This window comes from Saccharopolyspora sp. NPDC047091 (assembly GCF_040643635.1).
GTDB lineage: Bacteria > Actinomycetota > Actinomycetes > Mycobacteriales > Pseudonocardiaceae > Saccharopolyspora_C.
In genome coordinates this window covers 21,088-41,025 of record NZ_JBEYUS010000013.1, presented here as the reverse complement: position 1 = coordinate 41,025, position 19,938 = coordinate 21,088, and the positions used below count along the sequence as shown (strand labels likewise).

Below are 19,938 nucleotides of genomic sequence, written 5' to 3'. Positions count from 1 at the left end.
CGGTCCACAATCGCTGCTGTGATCGAGACGGCGATGGTGGAACTGATCGATCGCGCGACTGCGGAATGCGCCGAACAGCAGCGCCCCGACCTGCACAACCGGCTGCGCCAGATCCGGACGCGCGTGCTCGATCCCGCCCAGCTGGTGCTGGTCGTGGGCGAACCGAAGCAGGGCAAGAGCGAACTCATCAACGCGTTGGTCAACGCCTCCGTGTGCGATTCCGGCGACGACGTGACCACGCTCGTGCCCACCCTGGTGCGGCACGCCGACCATCCGACCGCCCAGGTCGTCGAGCAGGAACCCGCGGGCGGGCCCACCGCCCTCGACCGGTTCCCCGTCCCCGTGGAGCAGGTGCGGGAGCGCATCGGGCAGGCCATCGGCAACGGCCGGCCCGTCAGCCGCGGCGAGGTCGGCATCCCGCGCGCCGTGCTCAAGGACGGCCTGGTGCTGATGGACACGCCCGGCTTCGGCGCCACGTCCAGCACCCTCACCGCGCGCACCCTCGGCGTCGTCGCCGAAGCGGACGTGCTGCTGATCGTCTCGGACGCCACCCAGGAGCTCACCCACAACGAGCTGACCTTCCTGAAGAAGGTCGCGAAGCTGTGCCCGAACGTGGCGCTCGTGCAGCCGAAGACCGACGTCACCCCGCACTGGCGGAAGGTCGTCGAGGTCAACCAGCGGCACCTCGCCGACTCCGGGATCAACGCCAAGATCTTCCCGGTGTCCTCCACGATCCGGATGCAGGCGATGCACGCCAAGGACGCCGGGCTCAATTCCGAATCCGGATTTCCGCAACTGGTCGAATACCTGCGCGGCGAAGCGCTCGGCAAGCACGACCAGCTCACCCGGCGGCTCGTCGCGCAGAACGTCGCCGACGCCGTCGACGACCTCAGCGAAGCGCTGAAGGCCGAACTCGCCGGGCAGAGCCCGCGCACCGCCGCCCAGACCCTGATCGAACTGGAAACCGCGCAGCGGCGTTCCGAAGATCTGCGCCGCATCACCGGCCGCTGGCAGAAGGCGCTCAGCGACGGGATCGGCGAACTGTTCGCGGACATCGAATTCGACTTCCGGGAGCGCAGCTGGGCGATCACCACCCAGATCGGCGAGACCTTCGAGGAAGCCGATCCGGTGCCCGTCTGGGACGACTTCGCCGCCTGGCTCGACGGCGCGCTGATGACCGCCATCGAGGAGAACTTCAGCTGGCTGGACCGCCGCCGCGAACAGCTCCGCGATCGGATCACCGACGAGTTCCTGCGCGAGTACCCGGGCGCCCGGCCGCGGGTCGAGCAGGCGGCGCTGCCCGACCCGTTCGACCAGGTCGTCCCGCTCAAGCAGCCCAGCAACGGCACCTACAAGCGGTTCGACCAGGTGCTGACGGGACTGCGCGGCTCCTACGGCGGCGTGCTCATGTTCGGCCTGATCACCAGCCAGCTCGGGCTCGGGCTGCTGAACGTCGTGACGATCTGCTCGGGCCTGGTGCTGGGCAGCCGCAGCCTCGGCGAGGAGAAGGACGCCCGGCTGCGCCGCCGCCAGGCCGAAGCGAAGACCACCGCGCAGCGGTACGTGGAGAACGTGGTGTTCCACGTGAACAAGGAGGCCAAGGACGTCATCCGGGCCACCCACCGCGCGCTGCACCAGCACTTCAACCAGCTCACCGAGGAAGCCCAGATGGAGATCAGCCTGGCCATCCAGGAGATCAAGCGCACCGCCGAGCGCAGTGCCGTGGACCGCGAGGACCGGGCTCGCGAAATCCGCCGCAAGCTGGAAGAGCTGGCGCTGCTGCGCAGGCGGGCCGGAATGCTGACCGCGAACCGCATCACCGCGGCATGACCGCGCCCGACCAGCCCCGGGCCGATCTGCTGGAGCGGTCCCGGGCCCTGCTCATCCGCACCATGACGTTCTACCGGGACGATCCGCGCACCTCGGCGTGGCTGCGGGGACGGCTGGAACGGCTGGAGCAGCCGCTGCGCATCGCCGTCAGCGGCCGCGTCGGCTCCGGCAAGTCCACGCTGATCAACGCGCTGGTCGGGCAGGTGCTGGCGCCGACGGCCGCCGAGGAGAGCACCCAGGTCAACACCTTCTACCAGTACGGGCCGGAACCGCGGATCACCGTGCACACCCCGCACGGCGCGGTGCAGAACATGCCGGTGACGACGCTGGACCCGGCGACCATCCGCGACCTGCAGCGCTGGCGGCCGGACGAGGTGTCCCGGCTGGTGATCGAAGCCCCCGCCCCCGGCCTGCAGGCCATCACGCTGATCGAGACGCCCGGGGTGTCGTCCTCGGCGGTGCAGGACACCGGCCGGTCCGCGCTCGCGCAGATCCTCGCCGAGGCGGACGCGGTGCTGTACCTGACGCGCTACCCGCAGCAGACCGACGTGCAGTTCTTGCAGTCGGTGCACGAGCTGCAGCTGGCGCGGCGCGCCCCGATCAACACGATCATCACGCTGTCCCGCGCCGACGAGACCGGCAACGGGGGCGGCGGTGCGGTCGCCGCGGCGGAGCGGATCGCGCTGCGCTGGCGGGACGATCCGGTGGTGCGGTCGTTCACCCAGTACGCGATCCCGGTGATCGGGCTGGTGGCGCAGGCCGCGGCGACGCTCACCGCGGAGGACTTCGCCGCGCTGGTGCGGTTGCGGCAGCTCCCGGAGAAGGCGCTGGAGACGCTGCTGCTGTCCTCGGACCGGTTCGCGAACAACCCGACGCCGGAGGCGGTGCCGCCGAGCGTGCGCCAGGACCTGGTGGACCGCTTCGGGCGGTTCGGGCTGGCGCAGGCGCTGACCGCGCTCGGCGAGGGCGTGGCGGACCAGAAGAAGCTGAGCGCGGCGCTGCTGGAGGCCAGCAGGCTCAACGACCTGCAGGAAGCGGTGCACCAGCAGTTCGTCGAGCGGCAGGACGTGCTGCGCGCCCGGTCCGCGCTGCTGGCGGTGGACATGGTGCTGCGCGCGAACCCGCGGCCCGGGGTGGCGCAGCTGCACGGGGAGTTCGAGCGGCTGCTCGCGAACGCCCCGGAGTGGGAGGAGATGCGGCTGCTGTCGGCGCTGCAGTCCGGTCAGCTGAGCTTCCCGCGGCCGCTGCAGAACGAGGCGCGGCGGCTGCTCGGCGCGCACGGCCCGAGCGCGGCCGCGCGGCTCGGGCAGGACCCGGACACCCTGGAAGCGATCTTGGCGGACGAGGCGGGGGCGGCGCTGGCGCGCTGGCGCGACCAGGCGGTGAACCCGCTGCACGACCGCGCGCACCGGGACGCGGTGCGGGTGGTGCTGCGCAGCTGCGAACGGTTGATCGCCTCGCGGATGCACCGCTGACCGGCCCGGTCCAGGCCCGGAACACCGGGCCTGGACCTTGTGGTGGGTGCCGCAGTCAGCGGCCAGGGGCGGTTCGGGCGCCCCGGTCGGTGCCGGCGAGCTGATCGCCGGTGGTGCTCGCGTCCGGGCGGCAGTGCGGGCACAGCCCCCAGAACACGATCTCGGCCTCGTCCACCGCGTACCCGGCGGTGTCGGACGGGTCGAGGCAGGGTGCCGCGCCGTGCGCGCAGTCGACGTCCTCGGTCCGGCCGCACTCCCGGCACACCAGGTGGTGGTGGTTGTCGGCGGTCCGGGACTCGAACCGGGCGGGGTGCCCGGCGGGTTCGATCCGCCGCAGCAGCCCGGCGTCGGTGCAGGCGCGCAGCACGTCGTAGACGGCCTGGGTGGACACGGAGCCCAGCTCCGGGCGCACCGCGTTCGCCGCCTGGTCGGCGGTCGAGTGCGGGTGCCCGGACAGCCAGCGCAGCACGGCGATCCGCGGCCGGGTGGCCCGCAGCCCGCTGGCGCGCAACCGCTCGCGGAGCCGGGCCGAGTGCCCGTCCGCGTGGTCGACGTCCCTGGTCGCGGGTCCGCTGCGCTGGTTCATGGCACCCCCATTGTGCCACGAAAAACTGGAACCACTCAAAAAAAATCCGCGAGGTGAGTGGCCCACCCGCCCCATCGGGTTCGGGCCGGTGGGCCACTCACCTGACGTCAGAGGTCGAGCTCGCGCAGCGTGCCGTGCAGGCGGTGGATCAGCGGCCGCCTGCGGGCCAGCAGCGCCGCGGCCTCCGGGTCGGGGCGCACGGTCCGCTCCGGCCGCACCAGGCGGGCCGCGTGCCGCAGCGAATCGAGCTCGCCCAGCGCCCGCCAGCCCAGCAGCACCGCGCCGAGCCCCGATCCGCCGCTGCTGTCGGTGAGCTCCAGGTCCCGGCCCAGCGCCGCCGCGATCGCCGCCGACCACACCTCGCTGCGGAACCCGCCGCCGGTGGCCCGCACCTCGCGCACGTCGGCGCCCGCGTCGAGCACCGCCTCCTGCACCAGTGCCAGCTGCTGCGCCACGCCCTCGACGACGGCGCGGGTGATCTCGGCGCGGCCGTGCGAGCGGCGCAGCCCCACCAGCGCCCCGGTCAGCCCGGCCTCCCACCACGGCGCCCGCTCCCCCAGCAGGTAGGGCAGCGCCACCAGGCCGTCGGCGCCGGGCGGCACGGCCAGCGCCTCGTCGAGGAGGTCGGCGACGTCCACGCCGAACGCCTCCGCCGCCCACTGGCCGACGACGGCGCCGTTGCTCACCGCGCCGCCGATCACCCACAGCCCGTCGGCGAGCGCGTAGCTGAACGTGCGGCAGTCCGCGTCCACCCCGGGCCGGTCCCGCACCACGCGCAGCGCCCCGCTGGTGCCCAGCGACAACCCGGCCACGCCCGGGTTGATCGCCCCGGTGCCGAGGTTCCCGAGCGGCCCGTCCCCGCCGCCCAGCGCCACCGGCAGGCCGGACGGCAACCCGGTGGCCGCCGCCATCGACGCGGTCAGCGGCAGCACGTCCGTCGGCGCCCCGATCCGCGGCAGCTGCTCGGCGCGGACGCCCGCCACCTCCAGCGCCGGGCCGTACCAGTCGAGCGCGCTCATGTCCTGCAACCCGCTGCCGGAGGCCAGCGAGAAGTCGGTGGTGAACCCGTCGGCGAACGCGCCGAACACGTAGTCCTTCAACGCGCACCAGCGCTCGACCCCGCGCACCAGGTCCGGCCGCTCCCCGGTCAGCCAGGCGAGCTTCACCATCACCGACTGGGTGTGCACCGGGGTGCCGGTGGCGCGGTGCAGTTCGGCGGCGGCCGGGTCGGCGCGCAACCGGTCGGCGACATCGGCGGCGCGGGTGTCGGCCCAGTTGAACGCGGGGGTGGCGGGTTCTCCCGCCGAGTCGAGGCCGACGAGGGTGTGCATGGCGGTGCTGAACGACAGGCCGCGCACCTCGTGCCCGTGCTCGCGCGCCCAGTTCACGCAGTCGGTGAGGGCCTGGACGGCGGCGTCGCGCACCTGCCGCGGGTCCTGCGTGGCCTCGCCGGGTTCCTCGGTGCGCAGCGGGTAGCCGCGCTCGGTCCGGTGCAGCACCTCGGCGTCCGCGGTGGCGGCCACCACCTTCGTCGCCGTGGTGCCGAGATCGATGCCGAGGACGACGGGTGCGGAACTCATGCCCCCAACCTAACCGGGCGCGGAGCCCGGTCCCGCGCGCCGGTCAGCGGCCTGGGGCACGAACTACGAGCGAAGCGAGGTCGACGCCGATCTCGAACGGCTCGACGGTCTTGAACATCCCGCCGCCTTCGAATTGAGGCTCGTACCCGCCGTCGCACAACCGAAGCGCGGTGAGCGTGACCGAGTCGTCGATTTCGATGATCCAGTAGTGCGGAATTCCCGCCTGCGCGTACTCCTGCACCTTTACCAACCTGTCGATGCGTCCGGACCCAGGTGACACGACCTCGACAGCGAGCACCACGTCGGCGGCGACCAGCCGGTTCGGATTCACGTCGAAGGCCTGGGTGGACGCCAAGATCGCGTCCGGAATGCGGACCGTCGCGGGGAAGCCCTCCCCGACCACGACTTCCACGTCCTGCAGCACCTCCCACTTCACCGGGAGCTGCGCATCCAAGGTCGCTGTCAGGCGTTTGATGACGCGTTGGTGAACTGCCGCTGCTTTCGGGGACACCTGGAGGACGCCTTCCTGGAGCTCGTAGCGCCGCGAGTTGTCCTCCGGGAGCTCGTCGAACTCCGCCAGCGTCAGCAGGTGATCGGGCCAACTCATCACGGACATACCTCCTGCATCGGCACGTTCGAACAGCAGCTCGACCAGATCGACCGCAAGATCGCTGAGCCGGGTGGTGGGCACCACCCTCTCGTGAGAGTAGAAGGGCGCCTCCCTCCCGACCAGGAGGAAGGCGCCCGTCAGCGAGCCCGCGAGATCACTTCACCAGCGTCTCGGCGATCTCGTAGGTGTTCAGCGCGGCCCCCTTGCGCAGGTTGTCGCCGCACACGAAGAAGTCCAGCGTGTCGGTGAAGTCCAGCGCCTGCCGCACCCGGCCCACGTAGGTCGGGTCGGCGCCGACCACGGCCGCCGGGGTGGGGAACTCGAGCTTCTCCGGGTCGTCCTGCAGCACGATCGTCGGCTGCGCCTCGAACACGCGGTGCGCTTCGGCGACGGAGACCTCGCGCTCGAACACGGCGTGCACCGTGAGGGAGTGCGTGGTGACGACGGGGACGCGCACGCAGGTCGCGGAGACCTTCAGGTCCGGGATGCCGAGGATCTTGCGGGACTCGTTGCGGACCTTCAGCTCCTCGGAGGTCCAGCCGTCGTCCTTGCGGGATCCCGCCCACGGCACCACGTTCAGCGCCAGCGGTGCCTTGAACGGCGTCTCCTCCGGGAGCCCGGCCGCGGCCAGCGCCTCGGCGACGTCCCCGGCGCGCTCCCCGACCTGCTTGCCGGCCAGCGCCGCGATCTCGGCGTGCAGCCGGTCGATGCCTTCCTGGCCCGCGCCGGACGCGGCCTGGTAGGAGGACACCACCAGTTCCTTGAGCCCGAACTCGCGGTGCAGCGCACCGAGCGCGGCCATCATGGACAGCGTCGTGCAGTTCGGGTTGGCGATGATGCCGCGCGGGCGCTGGTGCACCTGCTCCGGGTTGACCTCCGGCACCACCAGCGGCACCTCGGGGTCCATCCGGAAGGCACCGGAGTTGTCGACGGCGACGGCACCGCGCTCGGCGGCGATCGGCGCCCACTCCGCGGAGATCTCGTCCGGCACGTCGAACAGCGCGATGTCCACGCCGTCGAACGCCTCCGGGGCGAGCTCCACCACGGTCAGCTCCTGGCCGCGCACGGTGATCTTCTTGCCCGCGGAGCGCGCGGAGGCGATCAGCCGGATCTCGCCCCACGGCACGGATTCGCGGTTGTTGATGATGTCGATCATGACGGTGCCGACGGCACCGGTGGCGCCGACGATCGCGACGGTGGGTGCCATCAGATACCACTCCCCGCGTACACCACGGCCTCTTCCTCGCCACCGAGCTCGAAGGCGCCGTGCAGCGCGCGCACCGCGTCGTCCAGCTGGGTGTCCCGGATCAGCACCGAGATGCGGATCTCCGAGGTGTTGATGATCTCGATGTTCACACCGGCGTTGGACAGCGCCTCGCAGAACGTGGCCGTCACCCCGGGGTGCGAGCGCATCCCCGCGCCAACCAGCGACACCTTGCCGACGTGGTCGTCGTAGACGACCTCCTCGAACCCGACCTCGTCCTTGATCTTCTCGAGCTCGGCGACGGCGTCCGCGCCGTTGTCCCTGGCCACCGTGAACGTGATGTCGGTGCGGCCGGAGCTGGTGCCCGAGACGTTCTGCAGCACCATGTCGATGTCGACCTCGGCGTCCGCGACCACGCGGAAGATCCTGCCCGCCACGCCTCGGTTGTCCGGCACACCGCGCACGGTGACCTTGGCCTCCGACCGGTCGTGCGCGACGCCGGTGATCATCGCCTGTTCCACGGAAAGGTCCTCCACTGAGCCGGACACGATCGTTCCGGGCTTGGGTGAGTACGACGAGCGGACGTGCAGCGGGACGCCGTAGCGGCGGGCGTACTCGACCGCGCGCAGGTGCAGCACCTTCGCGCCGGTCGCGGCCATCTCCAGCATCTCCTCGTAGGTGACGCGCTCCAGGTGCTTCGCGTTCGGCACGATCCGCGGGTCTGCGGTGTAGACGCCGTCGACGTCGGTGTAGATCTCGCACACGTCGGCGTTCATGGCCGCGGCCACCGCCACCGCGGTGGTGTCCGAGCCGCCCCGGCCGAGCGTGGTGATGTCCTTGGTGTCCTGCGCGACGCCTTGGAAACCGGCGACGAGCACCACCTGCCCCTCGGCGAGCGCCTCCTGCACCCGGCCCGGGGTCACGTCGATGATCCGCGCGTTCTGGTGCGCCGAAGTGGTGATCACCCCGGCCTGCGAGCCGGAGAACGAGCGGGCCTGCTCGCCGAGCGCCTCCACGGCCATCGCGACGAGCGCGTTCGAGATCCGCTCCCCCGCGGTGAGCAGCATGTCCAGTTCCCGCTCCGGCGGGGACGGGTTCACCTGCTGCGCCAGGTCGAGCATCTCGTCGGTGGTGTCGCCCATCGCCGAGCAGACGACCACGACGTCATTGCCCGCTTTGCGGGTCTCCACGATGCGTTCGGCGACCTTTTTGATCCGGTCGGCACTTTCCAGCGAGGAACCGCCGTACTTCTGGACGACGAGCGCCACGTGAAACTAACCTCCTCGCGCCGTTCCTCGGGTATGGGTGCCCGGAGGAAGCGGTCGTCCCGGGTGCGGGAGTGGTCCCACACTGACGCCGGTGGACGAAGAGCACCAGCGCGGTCACACCGAGTTGCACGGCGCGCCGGGGAGCCCCGCGACCAGCGAGAAGCAGCTTCGACCCGGCAGGTCGAGCGGCCCGTGACTGGTCGCTCCGCTGCTGCGCCAGCCTACCGAACCGTTACCGCCCAGACCCATAGCCGTGACTGACGACTAACGTGTCAGGCCGGTTTGTCGACAAGGGCGGAGGAGCGGTTTGTCCACCACTCCGGAGGCCGTCGGGTCACGGCGGTCCTCGACCGGGCAGAGCGCCCACGACCAGCGAGAACATCCCGTCCGCCGGTGGTGGGAACGGGCCCGCCACGAGGCCGCCGGCTTCGGTGCGCGCTGGGCCTTCCTGGCACCCGGTGTGGTTTACCTCGCAATCCGCCTGTTCGGCCTGCTGGTGCTCTCCCTGCTGTCCGCGGCCAACGACGAGACCGTCCGCGACAACCTGCGGGCGTGGGACGGCGAGTGGTACCTGGAGATCGCCGCGCACGGCTACGGCGGCGTCTCGGACAGCATGGTCGACGGCTACGGGCACCGGTACCCGGAGACGCCGCTGGCGTTCTTCCCCGGCTATCCGCTGCTGGTGCGGCTGGTGCGCCAGTTCCCCGGTTTCGGGCTGGACGGGGCGGCGACGACGGTCAGCCTCATCGCCGGGATCGTCGCCGCCTACGGGCTGGCCCGCATCGGCCGCTCGGTCGGCGGCACCCGCGGGGTGGGGCTGCTGCTGGTGGCGCTGTTCGCGGCCTCACCGATGTCGGTGACGCTGTCGATGGCCTACTCGGAGGCGCTGTTCTGCGCGCTGGCGGCGTGGGCGCTGGTGGGGGTGCTGGAGCGGAACTGGCTGCTCGCCGGGCTGTGCTGCGCGGCCTCCGGGCTGGTGCGGCCGACCGCCGCCGCGCTGATCGGCGTGGTGGGGCTCGCCGCGCTCGTCGCCCTGGTGCAGCGCAAGGACGGGTGGCGGCCGCTGCTCGGCGCGGTGCTGGCGCCCGCCGGCATGGTGCTGTACGTGGGCTGGGTCGCGGTGCAGACCGGCGAGCTGGGCGGCTACTTCGCGCTGCAGCAGCGCGGCTGGTCGTCCGCGTTCGACGGCGGGGTCGCCACCGCGAAGTTCGCGGTCGAGACGTTGTCCCAGAACAAGTCGGTGCTGGAGACGTTCACGGTGTGGATCGTGCTCGCGGCGCTGGTGCTGCTGGTGTTGTGCGTGCGGGCCCGGATGCCGTGGCCGCTGGTGCTGTTCGCGTTCGCGGTGCTGGCGATGGATCTGGGTTCGGACGGGCTGATGTACTCGAAGGTGCGGCTGCTGCTGCCCGCGTTCCCGCTGCTGATCCCGGTGGCGATCGGGTTGGCGAACCGGCGCACGACGACCGCCGTGTGCTCGACGGTGCTGATCGTGTGCTTCGGCGCCTGGTTCGGGGCGTACGCGCTGACGGCGTGGTCGTACGCGATCTGACGTGAACAGGAGGCTGGTGTGACCGAGGTGTTCGAGATCCCGGACGGCAAGGCGGCCGATTCGTCGGTGCCGCTGCACCCGCTGCTGGCGGCGCGGTGGAGCCCGCGGGCGCTGGACCCGGCGGCCGAGCTCGGCGAGGTGGAGCTCCGCGCGCTGTTCGAAGCGGCCCGCTGGGCGCCGTCCTGGGGCAACACGCAGCCCGCCCGGTTCCTCGCCGGGCGCCGCGGCGAGCCGGTGTTCGACCGCATCCACGGCACCCTGTCCCGCGGCAACAAGGGCTGGGCGGCCTCGGCGTCGGCGCTGGTCGCCGGGCTCGCGCAGACCGTCGACGACGAGGGCGAACCGCTGCCCTACGGCGAGTACGGGGTGGCGCTGGCGGCGCAGAACCTGGTGCTGCAGGCCGTCGCGGACGGCTTCGTCGCGCACCAGATGGCCGGGTTCGACCGGGACGCGCTGCGCGCCGAGTTCGCGGTGCCGGACGGCTTCGAACCGGTCGTGGTGATCGCGATCGGCAGGCTCGGCTCGACCGACGGGATGCCGGACCGGCTCCGGGAGAAGGAGGCCGCACCGCGCTCCCGCAAGCCGCTGGCGGACCTGGTGTTCACCGAGCAGTGGGGCCGACCGCTCTTCTGAATCCGGCGACCCGGTCTGTTTTCGCAGGCCCGGCACGTCCCCCGACCGGCCCGGATCGCGAGATCGGGCCGGTCCGGGCAGTGACGCGCAGTAGGCCCGTGCGGTATGAATCTCACTCGTGTGGACGAGCACCAGAGCGGCCGCGGAGGCGCTGGACCGCGCCGACGAGCTCGCCGCGCTGCGCGCCCGCTACGACCTGCCCGCGGGCGTGATCCGGCTCGACGGCACCAGCGGCGGGCCGCGGCCGCGCGCCACGTCGGCCCGGCTGCGGGAGTTCGTCGAGAGCAGGCGGGAGCTCCGCGCGCCCGCCCCGCAGGTCGACGAGGGCCTGCACCGGCAGGCCCGGGACGCGGCCGCCGAGCTGGCGCCGCTGATCGGGGCGCTGCCCGCGGAGGTCGTGGTCGCCGACTCGACGTCGATGAACCTGTTCAACGCGCTGCGCTCGGCGGCGGCGCTGCGGCCGGAGCGGCGGGTGCTGGCGGTGGGCAGGCACGACTTCGCCGCGGACCACTACCTGGCGCGCTCGGCCGCCGATTCCGCCGGGTGCGAGCTGCGCTTCGTGGACGATCCGGCCGAGCTGGCCGCGCAGCTCGACGGCCAGGTGGCGGTGCTCGCGCTCTCGCACGTCGATCCGCTGTCCGGGGCGGTGCGCGATGCCGCGGAGCTCACCGCCCTGGCGCACCGGCACGGCGCGCTGTCGCTGTGGGACCTGAGCCATTCGGCGGGGGCGGTGCGGGTGGACCTGCGCGGCTGGGCCGCTGATTTCGCGGTCGGCTGCGGCTACCGCTACCTTGGTGGTGGTTCCGGTGCGCCCGGTTTCTCGTTCATCGCGCAGCGGCGGCGCGCGGAGCTCGCCGAGGTGGCGCCCGGCCGCGGCGGGTTCGGCGCGATGCCGCCGACGTTCTCGATCACCGAGCTGCAGGCGGGCCTGGCCGCGCTGTCCGGGGCGGAACCCCGCGCGCTGGCCGCGAAGTCGACCGGGCTGGCCGAGTTCTTCGTGCACTGCCTGCGGGAGCTGCCGATGGCGGTGGCGCCGGTGCCGGTCGGGGTCGCGGGACGGGGCGCGCACGTGTGCGTGATGCACCGGCGCGCGCACGACGTGGCGCAGGAGTTGTCGTCCCGCGGCGTGATCGTGGACCTGGCGGGCCCGGGCAGGCTGCGCTTCGGCTTCGCCCCGACCTGGTTGCGCTACGCCGACGTCCGGGAGGCCGCCGACCACTTCGGAGCGGTGCTGGCGGAACTCGCCCAGCGCCGCTGACCGTCCGATCAGGACACCACTTCGGCGTAGACGTCGGTGAGCTTGTTGCGGAGGTTGTGCGCGGGCGCGTCGGGCTGGATGCGCAGCTGCCGGGCGGCGGTGCGCAGGGTCGAGACGATCCGCTGGGTGTGTTCGAGCCGCAGGTCGTCCCCGCCGCGTTCGATCAGCAGCGCCCGTTCGGTGGCGGCGTCCACGAGCCGTTCCAGCACGATGATCGACGGCCACCACACCTCGGCGGCACGGCCCACCGCTGCGGGTTCCATCAGCTGCTGCTGCAACGCGGTGCGCAGGTCGGACAGTTCCCGGTAGGTGCGGCGGCGCAGCGCGGACCGGCCCTGCACCCGCCCGGCCATGGACAGCGCCACGTACTCGGAGACGGTGTCGACGGCGTCGGCCAGCCTGCCCGCGAGCGCGGGGCTGCGCCCGGGCGGCCACATCAGGTAGCCGATGACGAGCACCAGCGCGCAGCCGAGCAGCGAGTCGACGAGCCGCACCCGGGGCAGCTGCTCGACGAACAGGTCGCTCTGGTGCATCTGCAGCAGCACGATCATCGTGACGACCATGGTGAACAGCCCGTAGTGCCTGCTGAGCGCTTCGGGCACGAACGCGGCGACGAGCACGGTGGCGATGGCGAGCCCCCACCCCGGCGGCACCGCCAGCAGCAGCGCCCCGGCGATGACGACGCCGACGAGCGACCCGATGCCGCGCAGCACGGTGCGGGCGAACACCGATCCGGAGTTGGGCTTGAGCACCAGCGCCACGGTCATCGCGATCCAGTACGAGTTCTGGAACTCCAGCGCGCTCCCGACTCCTTCGGCGACGGCCAGGCACAGCACCATGCGCAGCGTCAGCAGCCAGCCGGTGCGCCCGATGCTGATGTCGCTGCGCCACAACCGCAGCCGTTCCCAGGTGCCCAGGCGCGCCCGGAAGTCGGGCAGATCGGCGCGCTTCGCCCGGCGCCACGAGTCGATGAGGTCGACGAGCCCCTGGTCCAGCGCGTGCACCATGATCGAACCGGAGGTGGCGGGCCGGTAGGGCGGCACGGTCCCGCCGTCCCGCACGCACCGCGCGATGGCGCGCATCGCGTCGAGGGTGCGTTCGGCGGGCCGGATGCGGGCGTGCGCGAGCGCCACGGACGCTTCGACGACGGGCGTGGCGCGGGTGAGCACGACGTAGAGCCGGTCGTGCACGCGGCTGCGCGAGATGGAGGCCCCGCCGACGAGGATGTCGTGGGCGTTGTTGAGCGCCCGGGTGAGCTCCTGCCGCGCGCTGATCGCCGCATCGGTGCCCGCCGCGTCGAACAGCTTGAGCAGGGCGTCGAAGACGCGGGCGACGGCCCCGCGCGCGGGCGCGGCCCGGCGGAACGGCCAGGTGGCGGCGACGAGCGCCAGCAGCAGCACCTCCCCCGCCACGAACCAGCCGATCTGCTGGCCGACGGGCACGCCGGTGGCGACGTGCCCGGTGGCGACGACGCAGAAGGTGAGCATCTGGGCGCCCGCGGCCGCGCACAGGTCGTTGACCCGGCTGGCGAGCACCGAAGGCACGGCGACGGCGACGACCACGACGGCCGACCACAGCGGACTCGGTGCGGCGACGCCGACGGCGAAGCCGACTCCGCCGCTGAGCACGGTGAGCCCGACGCGGCGGAGGCGGTACCGGTAGGACCCGGTGAGGTCGGAGAAGCTGGCGCACAGCGCGCCGAGCGAGACGAGCACCGCTTCGTCGAGCCTGCCGACGCCGAGCCCGACGAGGGTGGGGCCGCCGATACCGAGGGCGGCGGCGACGATCCGGGTCCAGTCCAGCGGGAGCGGTGCGGGCCGCAGCATGCGGAGCAGCCACGCGGGCAGCAATGCGCGGGTGGCCCTGGTGGTTCCGGCGAGCGCTTCGGTCCGTGTCACGCACATCCCTCTCGCTGGTGGGAAATCGCGCTCCACGCCGAGCGGTCGAGTGCGTGCATTGTCACGCCGCTCGGCCACCGTTCCAGCTGCTCCGTGCAAGCATCACACGTTGCGGTGCATCACATCACCGGGTCGGGGTCCGTCCCCGGCGGCTCGTCAGCCGAAGGCGCTGATGATCCGCACCACGATGGACGTGAGGATCAGCCAGAAGATCGCGGCGATGCCGAAGTTCACCAGCACCGCCAGCTGCGGATCTTCCGGCGTGAACAGGTCCGCGAAGCCGAGCGCGAGCGGTTGCGACCAGTCCGCGACGAACCGGGTGATGCCGTTGTCCGGGTTCGCGCCGCCGACGGTGAGCACCACGTGCACGGTGAGCAGCAGTGCGATCAGCGTGCCGACCCAGCGGGCCACCGAGGCGAGCGCTCCGACCGCCTTGGCGCGGCCCTGCGCCCAGTCGTGCGTCCGACGCAACCGCCGTCGCCCTCCGCTGGGCAGGTCGCTCTCCTGCGCACCGGCGGTCGCCTCACCGACATTCTCCGACATACCCGGAAGTGTGACACGCGACAACTCCTCAGAACTACCACCCAGTAGCCCCCGTTTCCGCCTCGTGACCCGGGGTGCCGGGTGCTGCTACGAGCCGCCGGGTCCCCTAGCCCCGCCGGTCGAACCCGGGGGGGGCGTCGGGCCGCACCCGATCTCCCGGGGCCGCGATGCCGGCGAGCCGTTCGACGATCCGGTCCCGGAATCGGATCGGGCGAGGTGGCCGAGACCGGAACCACCGGCGCGATCGCGTTCCGCGACCGCCGCGCGATCAGCCGAAGATGCGGGCGAGGAGGCTGGTGGCGAGGACCCAGAACAGGGCGGCGAGGCCGTAGTCGAGGATCAGCTGCAGCTCGGCGTTGGGGGTCTGCACCAGACCGGGGAAGAACAGCGCGAGCGGTTCGGCGGCACCGCGCAGCGAGTCGGCGACGCCGTTCTCGCTGGGCAGCCCGAACAGCACGAGCACGACGTGCAGCACCAGGATGACGGCGAACAGGTAGCCCACGCCGTTGATCAGGGTGGCGATGCCGGAACGCCCCTTTTTCGCAGCCATGATCCCCAGTCTGCCCCGCCCGGCGGCGCCCGTGTTCCGCCGCCCGGCGGTCGCGGACCGACCACCATCTGGGACGCCGGGGTTGCGCCGTGGGCACCCGTTGCGGTTAACCTGGCGGGCGTGGCACGCGTTCTCCTGCTTCGCCGCCGCGACGGGGTCAGTTAGACCGGCCCCTCGTCGCGGGGTAGCAACCTGCCGGTCTGCGGTTCTGACATCCGACCAGCAGGAGACGAACACCCGATGACTTCGCCGCAGGAACCCCAGGCCCCCTTCACCGGCCGGGTACGCACGCCGTCCCGCCAGGCACCGGCCGACCAGCAGCCCTGGAACGCGCAGCGCGGCTCCTCGATGCCGTACCACCGCTACCGCCCGTTCCACGAGCTGGTCGAGGACGTGTCGCTGCCGGACCGCACCTGGCCGGACCAGCGCATCACCCGCGCCCCGCTGTGGTGCGCGGTGGACCTGCGGGACGGCAACCAGGCCCTGATCGATCCGATGTCGCCCGCCCGCAAGCGCCGCATGTTCGACCTGCTGGTCGGGATGGGCTACAAGGAGATCGAGGTCGGTTTCCCGGCGGCCAGCCAGACGGACTTCGACTTCGTGCGCGAGATCATCGAGGACGACGCGATCCCCGAGGACGTGCACATCCAGGTGCTGACGCAGTGCCGGCCGGAGCTGATCGAGCGCACCTTCGCCGCGCTGGAGGGCGCCCCGCGCGCCATCGTGCACATCTACAACTCGACGTCGATCCTCCAGCGCCGCGTGGTGTTCCGCGAGGAGCGCGAGGGCATCAAGAAGATCGCCAAGATGGGCGCCGAGCTGACGCTGGAGTACGCGGGCAAGTACTCCGACACCGACTTCCGCTTCGAGTACACGCCCGAGTCCTACACCGGCACCGAACTCTCCTTCGCCGTCGAGGTCTGCGACGCGGTCACCGAGATCTGGCAGCCGACCCCGGAGCGGCCGGTGATCCTCAACCTGCCGTCGACCGTCGAGATGGCCACGCCGAACGTGTACGCCGACTCCATCGAGTGGATGCACCGGAACCTGGCGCGCCGCGACTCGGTGATCCTGTCGCTGCACCCGCACAACGACCGCGGCACCGGCATCGCCGCCGCGGAGCTGGGTTACCAGGCCGGGGCGGACCGCATCGAGGGCTGCCTGTTCGGCAACGGCGAGCGCACCGGCAACGTGGACCTGGTGGCGCTGGGCATGAACCTGTTCAGCCAGGGCATCGACCCGCAGATCGACTTCTCGGACATCGACCACATCAGGCGCACCGTGGAGCACTGCAACCAGCTGCCGGTGCCCGAGCGGCACCCGTGGGGCGGCGAGCTGGTCTACACGGCGTTCTCCGGCAGCCACCAGGACGCGATCAACAAGGGCCTGGAGGCGCTCCGCGTGGACGCGGAGCGCGCCGGCGCCGACGTGGCCGACCACCCGTGGGAGGTCCCGTACCTGCCGATCGACCCGAAGGACGTGGGCCGCAGCTACGAGGCCGTGATCCGGGTGAACTCGCAGTCCGGCAAGGGCGGCGTCGCGTACATCATGAAGAGCGAGCACCAGCTGGACCTGCCGCGCAAGCTGCAGATCGAGTTCTCGAAGCTGGTGCAGGCCCGCACCGACTCGGACGGCGGCGAGGTGTCACCGGGCGCGATGTGGCAGGTGTTCTCCGAGGAGTACCTGGAGCCGCGCAGCCCGCTGGAGCTGGTGTCCCGCACCCTCAGCGGCGAGACCGGCCACGAGACGGTCACCGCGAAGGTCGTCGTGGACGGCAGCGAGCAGGAGATCACCGGCACCGGCAACGGCCCGATCGCCGCGTTCGTGGACGCGCTGAGCACCGTCGGCTACGACGTGCGGGTGCTGGACTACAACGAGCACGCGCTGACCGCGGGCGACGACGCGCGCGCCGCCTCCTACCTGGAGTGCGCGGTGGGCGACGAGGTCCTCTGGGGCGTGGGCATCGACACCTCCACCGTCACCGCCTCGCTCCGCGCGGTGGTCTCGGCGGTGAACCGGGCGCACCGCTGATCCGGGCGGGCCGCTGATCCGGGCGAGCTGGTCCGGGCGCACCGCCGAGCCGGGCGCGCTGGTTCGGACGCACCGCTGATCCGGGTGGAAGAGCCGCGTCGGCGCACGGAATCCCGTGCGCGGGCGCGGCTCTTCGCCGTTCAGCGCCGGTACCGCCCGCGGGCGACGGCGGCGAGGAAGACCGTCCACTGCGGACGGTCGAAGGAGAGGTGCCCGGCGGCGCGGTCCTTGGAATCGCGGACGGCCGCGCCACCCGGAAGACCACCCACCTCGACGCACTGGCCGCCGCCGTTGCTGTAGCTGCTGGTGCGCCAGTTCTTCGGTAATCCGTCGCCCACGGTCTCCTCCTCCAGTCAGACCTCGTGCAGATGGCGCAGTTCGTCGAGCCTGCGCCGGGAGACGCGCGGGTCCAGCGCGCTCGCCCGCAGGTGCTCGAAGACCTGCCGGTAGCGGTCCACCTCCTCGGGCTCTTCGAGGTAGCTCGCCCCGCTGAGATTGTCCAGGTACACCACCGGGTCGTACAGGGTCGCGAAGTCGAGCATCGTGAACGCGGTACCCATCGCGGCGTGCATGCCGATGTCGGCCTACGCCACGCGCTGGACGGACACCCTCACTCCTGTTCGGCTGAGCGGCGCCGGTCACACACCGGCGAACCCCCGGAGGAGGGAAGCTCCTTGCGCCACCGCGACTTTCGAACTACTTTCAAAGTATGGTCGCCGCAGTTGAAACCGCCTTCTCGGACTTGATCAACCACCCGAAGGCCACCCTCGCCAAGCTGGACTCGAACCCGGCGAACTCGATGCGGTTGCGCAGGCGGGACGACGAGGACCTGGTGCTGACCACGGCCGCACACGCCGAGCAGGAGACCGAGCTCGTTTCCGCCACCACGCGGATGTTCGTCGCGATGATGCGACACGACAGGGCCGCGTTGAGCCTCCTGGTCGATGTCGTCCCGGAAGCGTTCCCCTGGGTGCGGTTCCTGCCCGCCGAAGACGTTCGGGGGTTCGTCGTGGAGCTGGTGGAGACCCTCCGCGCAGCGGACTCGATCGAGAACCACGCGCCCGTCGTCCAGGTCATCACCGAATGGCGGCACACCGCCGAGGTGCACGCCGATCCCGACCTGCTGGCACGCCTGACCCAGGACGCCGAAGACAGCGGACCTGCGACGATTCCGCCGGGATCATGAACCAGACCAAACGCAAGCACCGGGTCGCGCCGCCCGCGGGACCGGACAAGTGGGAAGTCCGCTGCGGCAACAACGACGCGGGCAAGGGCTGGGACCAGCTGTGCCAGGCCGAACCGGCGAACACCCGCTGGGCATGGGAACAGATGAGCTCCGAGCCCGCGCCATCACCACCCACGACGCGGCACCACCGCATGAAGGGTTCGCTCAGCACTCGCACCTTCGAGGGGCGCACGCTGCCTCAGTGGCAGCTCGAGGTCACCGGAGCGGCCCGGGTCTGGTACCTGCTCGACGAGGAACGCTCGACGGTCTGGATCGTCCACGCCGGCCCGAGTCATCCGAAGTCCACCGAGTGAGAGCCGCACCCAGCCGACGAACCGTCCGCCGAGACCGCTGACGTCCCGGGCGGAGCCGATCACCGGTCGGGTCTGCGGTGGGCTCCTACTCCTCGGGGGTCGACGAGGTCGCGGAGGTCGCGGCCGCCGGGTTCGAAGGTGGGGAGGCTGCCGACGAGGATGGTCTCGCCGGGGGTGAACGGGTCGCCCTTGCGCTTGCGGAACTTCGACCTCGGCATCCGGGTGTCCATCATGGACAGTCCGGCGAGCCAGGCGGAGATGCCGCGGCTCTCCGCGGTGAACCAGACGGCGACCGCGGACAGCAGCGCGAACCCGACGGCCAGCCGGTTCACCTCGCTCGGGCCGAGGTCGGCGAAACCGACCAGCAGCACGTACTGGCCGCTGCCGAAGAACACCCGCAGCAGCAGCCGCAACCTGCCGGGCAGCGCGCCGTCCGGCAGCGCGGGGCGCAGCAGCACCGCTCGCTGCCCCAGCGTGCCGCCGCTGCCCACCATCGTCGGCACCAGCAGCACCAGAACTCCCGGCAACCAGGCGTTCAGCACCGCCTGCGCCGGATCGGGCAGCACCATCGACGGCGCCCCCGTCACCAGCAGCAGCACCGCCACCACCCCGCTGTGCAGCGCCGCCCCGGTCAGCACCAGCGCCGCCACGTCGCAGGCCATCCCGAGCAGCCGCCGCTGCGCCGTCACCGGGCGCGGCGTCATCGGGCGGGTGGGCGCCTTGCCGCCGACCAGCTCCAGCACCGGCGCCAGCAGCAGCCCGAACACCGCGCCCAGCGTGTTCATCAGCAGGTCGTCCACGTCGAACAGCCGGTACGCGCACGGGTACAGGAACCACACCCCGGTGAGCTGCGTCGTCTCGATCAGCAGCGAGGTCGCGAACCCGATCGCGACCGTGCCGATCCGGCTGGAGCGGAACAGGTGCCGGACGAACATGCCCAGCGGCACGAAGAGCGCGATGTTCAGCAGCGCCTGCCCCACCATCGGATCGCGCATCAGCGCGGCGAGACCACCGGACGCCGCGCGGAAGTCCGCCAGGAAGTGCAGCGGCTCCAGCTGCGGCGCGTACGCCGCCGGATCGGCGCAGAACCCCGGCCCCACCTCCGGCAACGGCAGCAGCGTGTAGGTCATCAGCGCCCAGCAGTGCACGATGAAGCCGAGCACCACCAGCATCCGGCCCGCACCGGTCCCGCCGCGCCAGCGGTACTCGCGGGCGACGAACGGCACGAACAACAACACCGCCAGCAGGACTCCGCACACGACTGCGATCACCGCGGGCGTCACCCTGTCGATCAACCGTGCTCCTCGATCACTCAGCGCTGTCACCCGGCTCCTCGACCGGGCGGTTCCGTTCGGGCCGCTCCACCTTTCCGCACCGGCCCCCG

At 71.8% G+C, this 19,938-nt stretch carries 19 protein-coding genes; 8 read left to right on the top strand and 11 right to left on the bottom strand.

Annotated features, from left to right (window positions below):
• The first annotated feature begins 18 nt into the window (after positions 1-18).
• Together ABZ805_RS08960 and ABZ805_RS08955 are read left to right on the top strand one after the other, a co-directional pair.
• Positions 19-1,830 (top strand): dynamin family protein, encoded by a 1,812-nt coding sequence (locus ABZ805_RS08960; protein WP_358436546.1) that lies wholly within the window; start codon positions 19-21, stop codon positions 1,828-1,830.
• The gene (locus tag ABZ805_RS08955; protein ID WP_358436543.1) at positions 1,827-3,305 is read left to right on the top strand and encodes a dynamin family protein; all 1,479 of its coding nucleotides are present in this window, start codon (positions 1,827-1,829) and stop codon (positions 3,303-3,305) included. Before ABZ805_RS08960 ends, ABZ805_RS08955 begins: the two co-directional genes overlap by 4 nt.
• Positions 3,306-3,360: 55 nt before the next feature.
• Here the strand turns inward: ABZ805_RS08955 and ABZ805_RS08950 are convergent, their stop codons facing one another.
• From ABZ805_RS08950 to ABZ805_RS08930, 5 genes are all read right to left on the bottom strand, one after another.
• Positions 3,361-3,891: a Fur family transcriptional regulator gene (locus ABZ805_RS08950; protein ID WP_358436540.1), complete on the bottom strand. Its 531-nt coding sequence runs from the start codon at positions 3,889-3,891 to the stop codon at positions 3,361-3,363.
• 107 nt (positions 3,892-3,998) lie between these two features.
• Positions 3,999-5,471: a gluconokinase gene (locus ABZ805_RS08945; RefSeq protein ID WP_358436537.1), complete on the bottom strand. Its 1,473-nt coding sequence runs from the start codon at positions 5,469-5,471 to the stop codon at positions 3,999-4,001.
• Between the two features lie 43 nt (positions 5,472-5,514).
• On the bottom strand, positions 5,515-6,165 hold the full coding sequence (locus ABZ805_RS08940) for a Uma2 family endonuclease (RefSeq protein ID WP_358436534.1): 651 nt from the start codon (positions 6,163-6,165) through the stop codon (positions 5,515-5,517).
• A 70-nt stretch (positions 6,166-6,235) separates the two neighbouring features.
• A complete protein-coding gene (locus ABZ805_RS08935; protein ID WP_358436531.1) occupies positions 6,236-7,288 on the bottom strand; it encodes an aspartate-semialdehyde dehydrogenase in 1,053 nt (350 codons plus the stop codon).
• Complete coding sequence (locus ABZ805_RS08930; protein ID WP_358436529.1) at positions 7,288-8,553, bottom strand: aspartate kinase; 1,266 nt, start codon at positions 8,551-8,553, stop codon at positions 7,288-7,290. The genes ABZ805_RS08935 and ABZ805_RS08930 overlap by 1 nt, the downstream gene beginning before the upstream one ends.
• Before the next feature lie 460 nt (positions 8,554-9,013).
• Here ABZ805_RS08930 and ABZ805_RS08925 point away from each other — a divergent pair, with 460 nt between their 5' ends.
• The 3 genes from ABZ805_RS08925 to ABZ805_RS08915 all read left to right on the top strand — a co-directional run bounded on the left by ABZ805_RS08925 (position 9,014) and on the right by ABZ805_RS08915 (position 11,993).
• A complete protein-coding gene (locus tag ABZ805_RS08925; RefSeq protein WP_358436526.1) occupies positions 9,014-10,102 on the top strand; it encodes a mannosyltransferase family protein in 1,089 nt (362 codons plus the stop codon).
• A gap of 18 nt (positions 10,103-10,120) precedes the next feature.
• The gene (locus tag ABZ805_RS08920) at positions 10,121-10,735 is read left to right on the top strand and encodes a nitroreductase family protein (protein ID WP_358436523.1); all 615 of its coding nucleotides are present in this window, start codon (positions 10,121-10,123) and stop codon (positions 10,733-10,735) included.
• A gap of 118 nt (positions 10,736-10,853) precedes the next feature.
• Positions 10,854-11,993 (top strand): aminotransferase class V-fold PLP-dependent enzyme, encoded by a 1,140-nt coding sequence (locus ABZ805_RS08915; RefSeq protein ID WP_358436521.1) that lies wholly within the window; start codon positions 10,854-10,856, stop codon positions 11,991-11,993.
• Positions 11,994-12,001: 8 nt separating this feature from the next.
• On the opposite strand, the gene ABZ805_RS08910 is transcribed toward ABZ805_RS08915, so the two are convergent.
• From ABZ805_RS08910 to ABZ805_RS08900, 3 genes are all read right to left on the bottom strand, one after another.
• Positions 12,002-13,891 (bottom strand): FUSC family protein, encoded by a 1,890-nt coding sequence (locus ABZ805_RS08910; RefSeq protein WP_358436518.1) that lies wholly within the window; start codon positions 13,889-13,891, stop codon positions 12,002-12,004.
• Between the two features lie 156 nt (positions 13,892-14,047).
• Complete coding sequence (locus ABZ805_RS08905) at positions 14,048-14,434, bottom strand: hypothetical protein (RefSeq protein WP_358436515.1); 387 nt, start codon at positions 14,432-14,434, stop codon at positions 14,048-14,050.
• A 268-nt stretch (positions 14,435-14,702) separates the two neighbouring features.
• Entirely contained in the window at positions 14,703-14,984 is a 282-nt protein-coding gene (locus ABZ805_RS08900) for a hypothetical protein (protein WP_358436512.1), read from the bottom strand.
• Between the two features lie 240 nt (positions 14,985-15,224).
• Here ABZ805_RS08900 and leuA point away from each other — a divergent pair, with 240 nt between their 5' ends.
• Positions 15,225-17,015: a 2-isopropylmalate synthase gene (gene leuA / locus ABZ805_RS08895; protein ID WP_358436510.1), complete on the top strand. Its 1,791-nt coding sequence runs from the start codon at positions 15,225-15,227 to the stop codon at positions 17,013-17,015.
• A 140-nt stretch (positions 17,016-17,155) separates the two neighbouring features.
• Here the strand turns inward: leuA and ABZ805_RS08890 are convergent, their stop codons facing one another.
• Together ABZ805_RS08890 and ABZ805_RS08885 are read right to left on the bottom strand one after the other, a co-directional pair.
• A complete protein-coding gene (locus ABZ805_RS08890; RefSeq protein ID WP_358436508.1) occupies positions 17,156-17,353 on the bottom strand; it encodes a DUF397 domain-containing protein in 198 nt (65 codons plus the stop codon).
• Between the two features lie 15 nt (positions 17,354-17,368).
• Positions 17,369-17,587 carry a Scr1 family TA system antitoxin-like transcriptional regulator gene (locus ABZ805_RS08885; RefSeq protein ID WP_358436506.1) on the bottom strand — a complete coding sequence of 73 codons (219 nt, stop codon included), beginning with the start codon at positions 17,585-17,587 and terminating at the stop codon, positions 17,369-17,371.
• A gap of 137 nt (positions 17,588-17,724) precedes the next feature.
• Between ABZ805_RS08885 and ABZ805_RS08880 the strand changes: the two genes are divergently transcribed.
• Positions 17,725-18,201 (top strand): DUF6247 family protein, encoded by a 477-nt coding sequence (locus ABZ805_RS08880; protein WP_358436503.1) that lies wholly within the window; start codon positions 17,725-17,727, stop codon positions 18,199-18,201.
• Positions 18,198-18,554, top strand: coding sequence for a hypothetical protein (locus ABZ805_RS08875; protein ID WP_358436500.1), 357 nt, complete (start codon positions 18,198-18,200; stop codon positions 18,552-18,554). Before ABZ805_RS08880 ends, ABZ805_RS08875 begins: the two co-directional genes overlap by 4 nt.
• A 59-nt stretch (positions 18,555-18,613) precedes the next feature.
• Here the strand turns inward: ABZ805_RS08875 and ABZ805_RS08870 are convergent, their stop codons facing one another.
• Positions 18,614-19,849, bottom strand: a complete 1,236-nt coding sequence (locus ABZ805_RS08870) for a VanZ family protein (RefSeq protein ID WP_358436498.1) — start codon at positions 19,847-19,849, stop codon at positions 18,614-18,616.
• Positions 19,850-19,938 lie beyond the last annotated feature (89 nt).

Coding starts and splice junctions, on each gene's coding strand:
- ABZ805_RS08955 (WP_358436543.1), top strand. CDS start 1,827: ATGACCGCGCCCGACCAGCCCCGGGCCGATCTGCTGGAGCGGTCCCGG.
- ABZ805_RS08950 (WP_358436540.1), bottom strand. CDS start 3,891: ATGAACCAGCGCAGCGGACCCGCGACCAGGGACGTCGACCACGCGGAC.
- ABZ805_RS08945 (WP_358436537.1), bottom strand. CDS start 5,471: ATGAGTTCCGCACCCGTCGTCCTCGGCATCGATCTCGGCACCACGGCG.
- ABZ805_RS08935 (WP_358436531.1), bottom strand. CDS start 7,288: ATGGCACCCACCGTCGCGATCGTCGGCGCCACCGGTGCCGTCGGCACC.
- ABZ805_RS08905 (WP_358436515.1), bottom strand. CDS start 14,434: ATGTCGGAGAATGTCGGTGAGGCGACCGCCGGTGCGCAGGAGAGCGAC.
- ABZ805_RS08900 (WP_358436512.1), bottom strand. CDS start 14,984: ATGGCTGCGAAAAAGGGGCGTTCCGGCATCGCCACCCTGATCAACGGC.
- leuA (WP_358436510.1), top strand. CDS start 15,225: ATGACTTCGCCGCAGGAACCCCAGGCCCCCTTCACCGGCCGGGTACGC.
- ABZ805_RS08885 (WP_358436506.1), bottom strand. CDS start 17,587: ATGCACGCCGCGATGGGTACCGCGTTCACGATGCTCGACTTCGCGACC.
- ABZ805_RS08880 (WP_358436503.1), top strand. CDS start 17,725: ATGGTCGCCGCAGTTGAAACCGCCTTCTCGGACTTGATCAACCACCCG.
- ABZ805_RS08875 (WP_358436500.1), top strand. CDS start 18,198: ATGAACCAGACCAAACGCAAGCACCGGGTCGCGCCGCCCGCGGGACCG.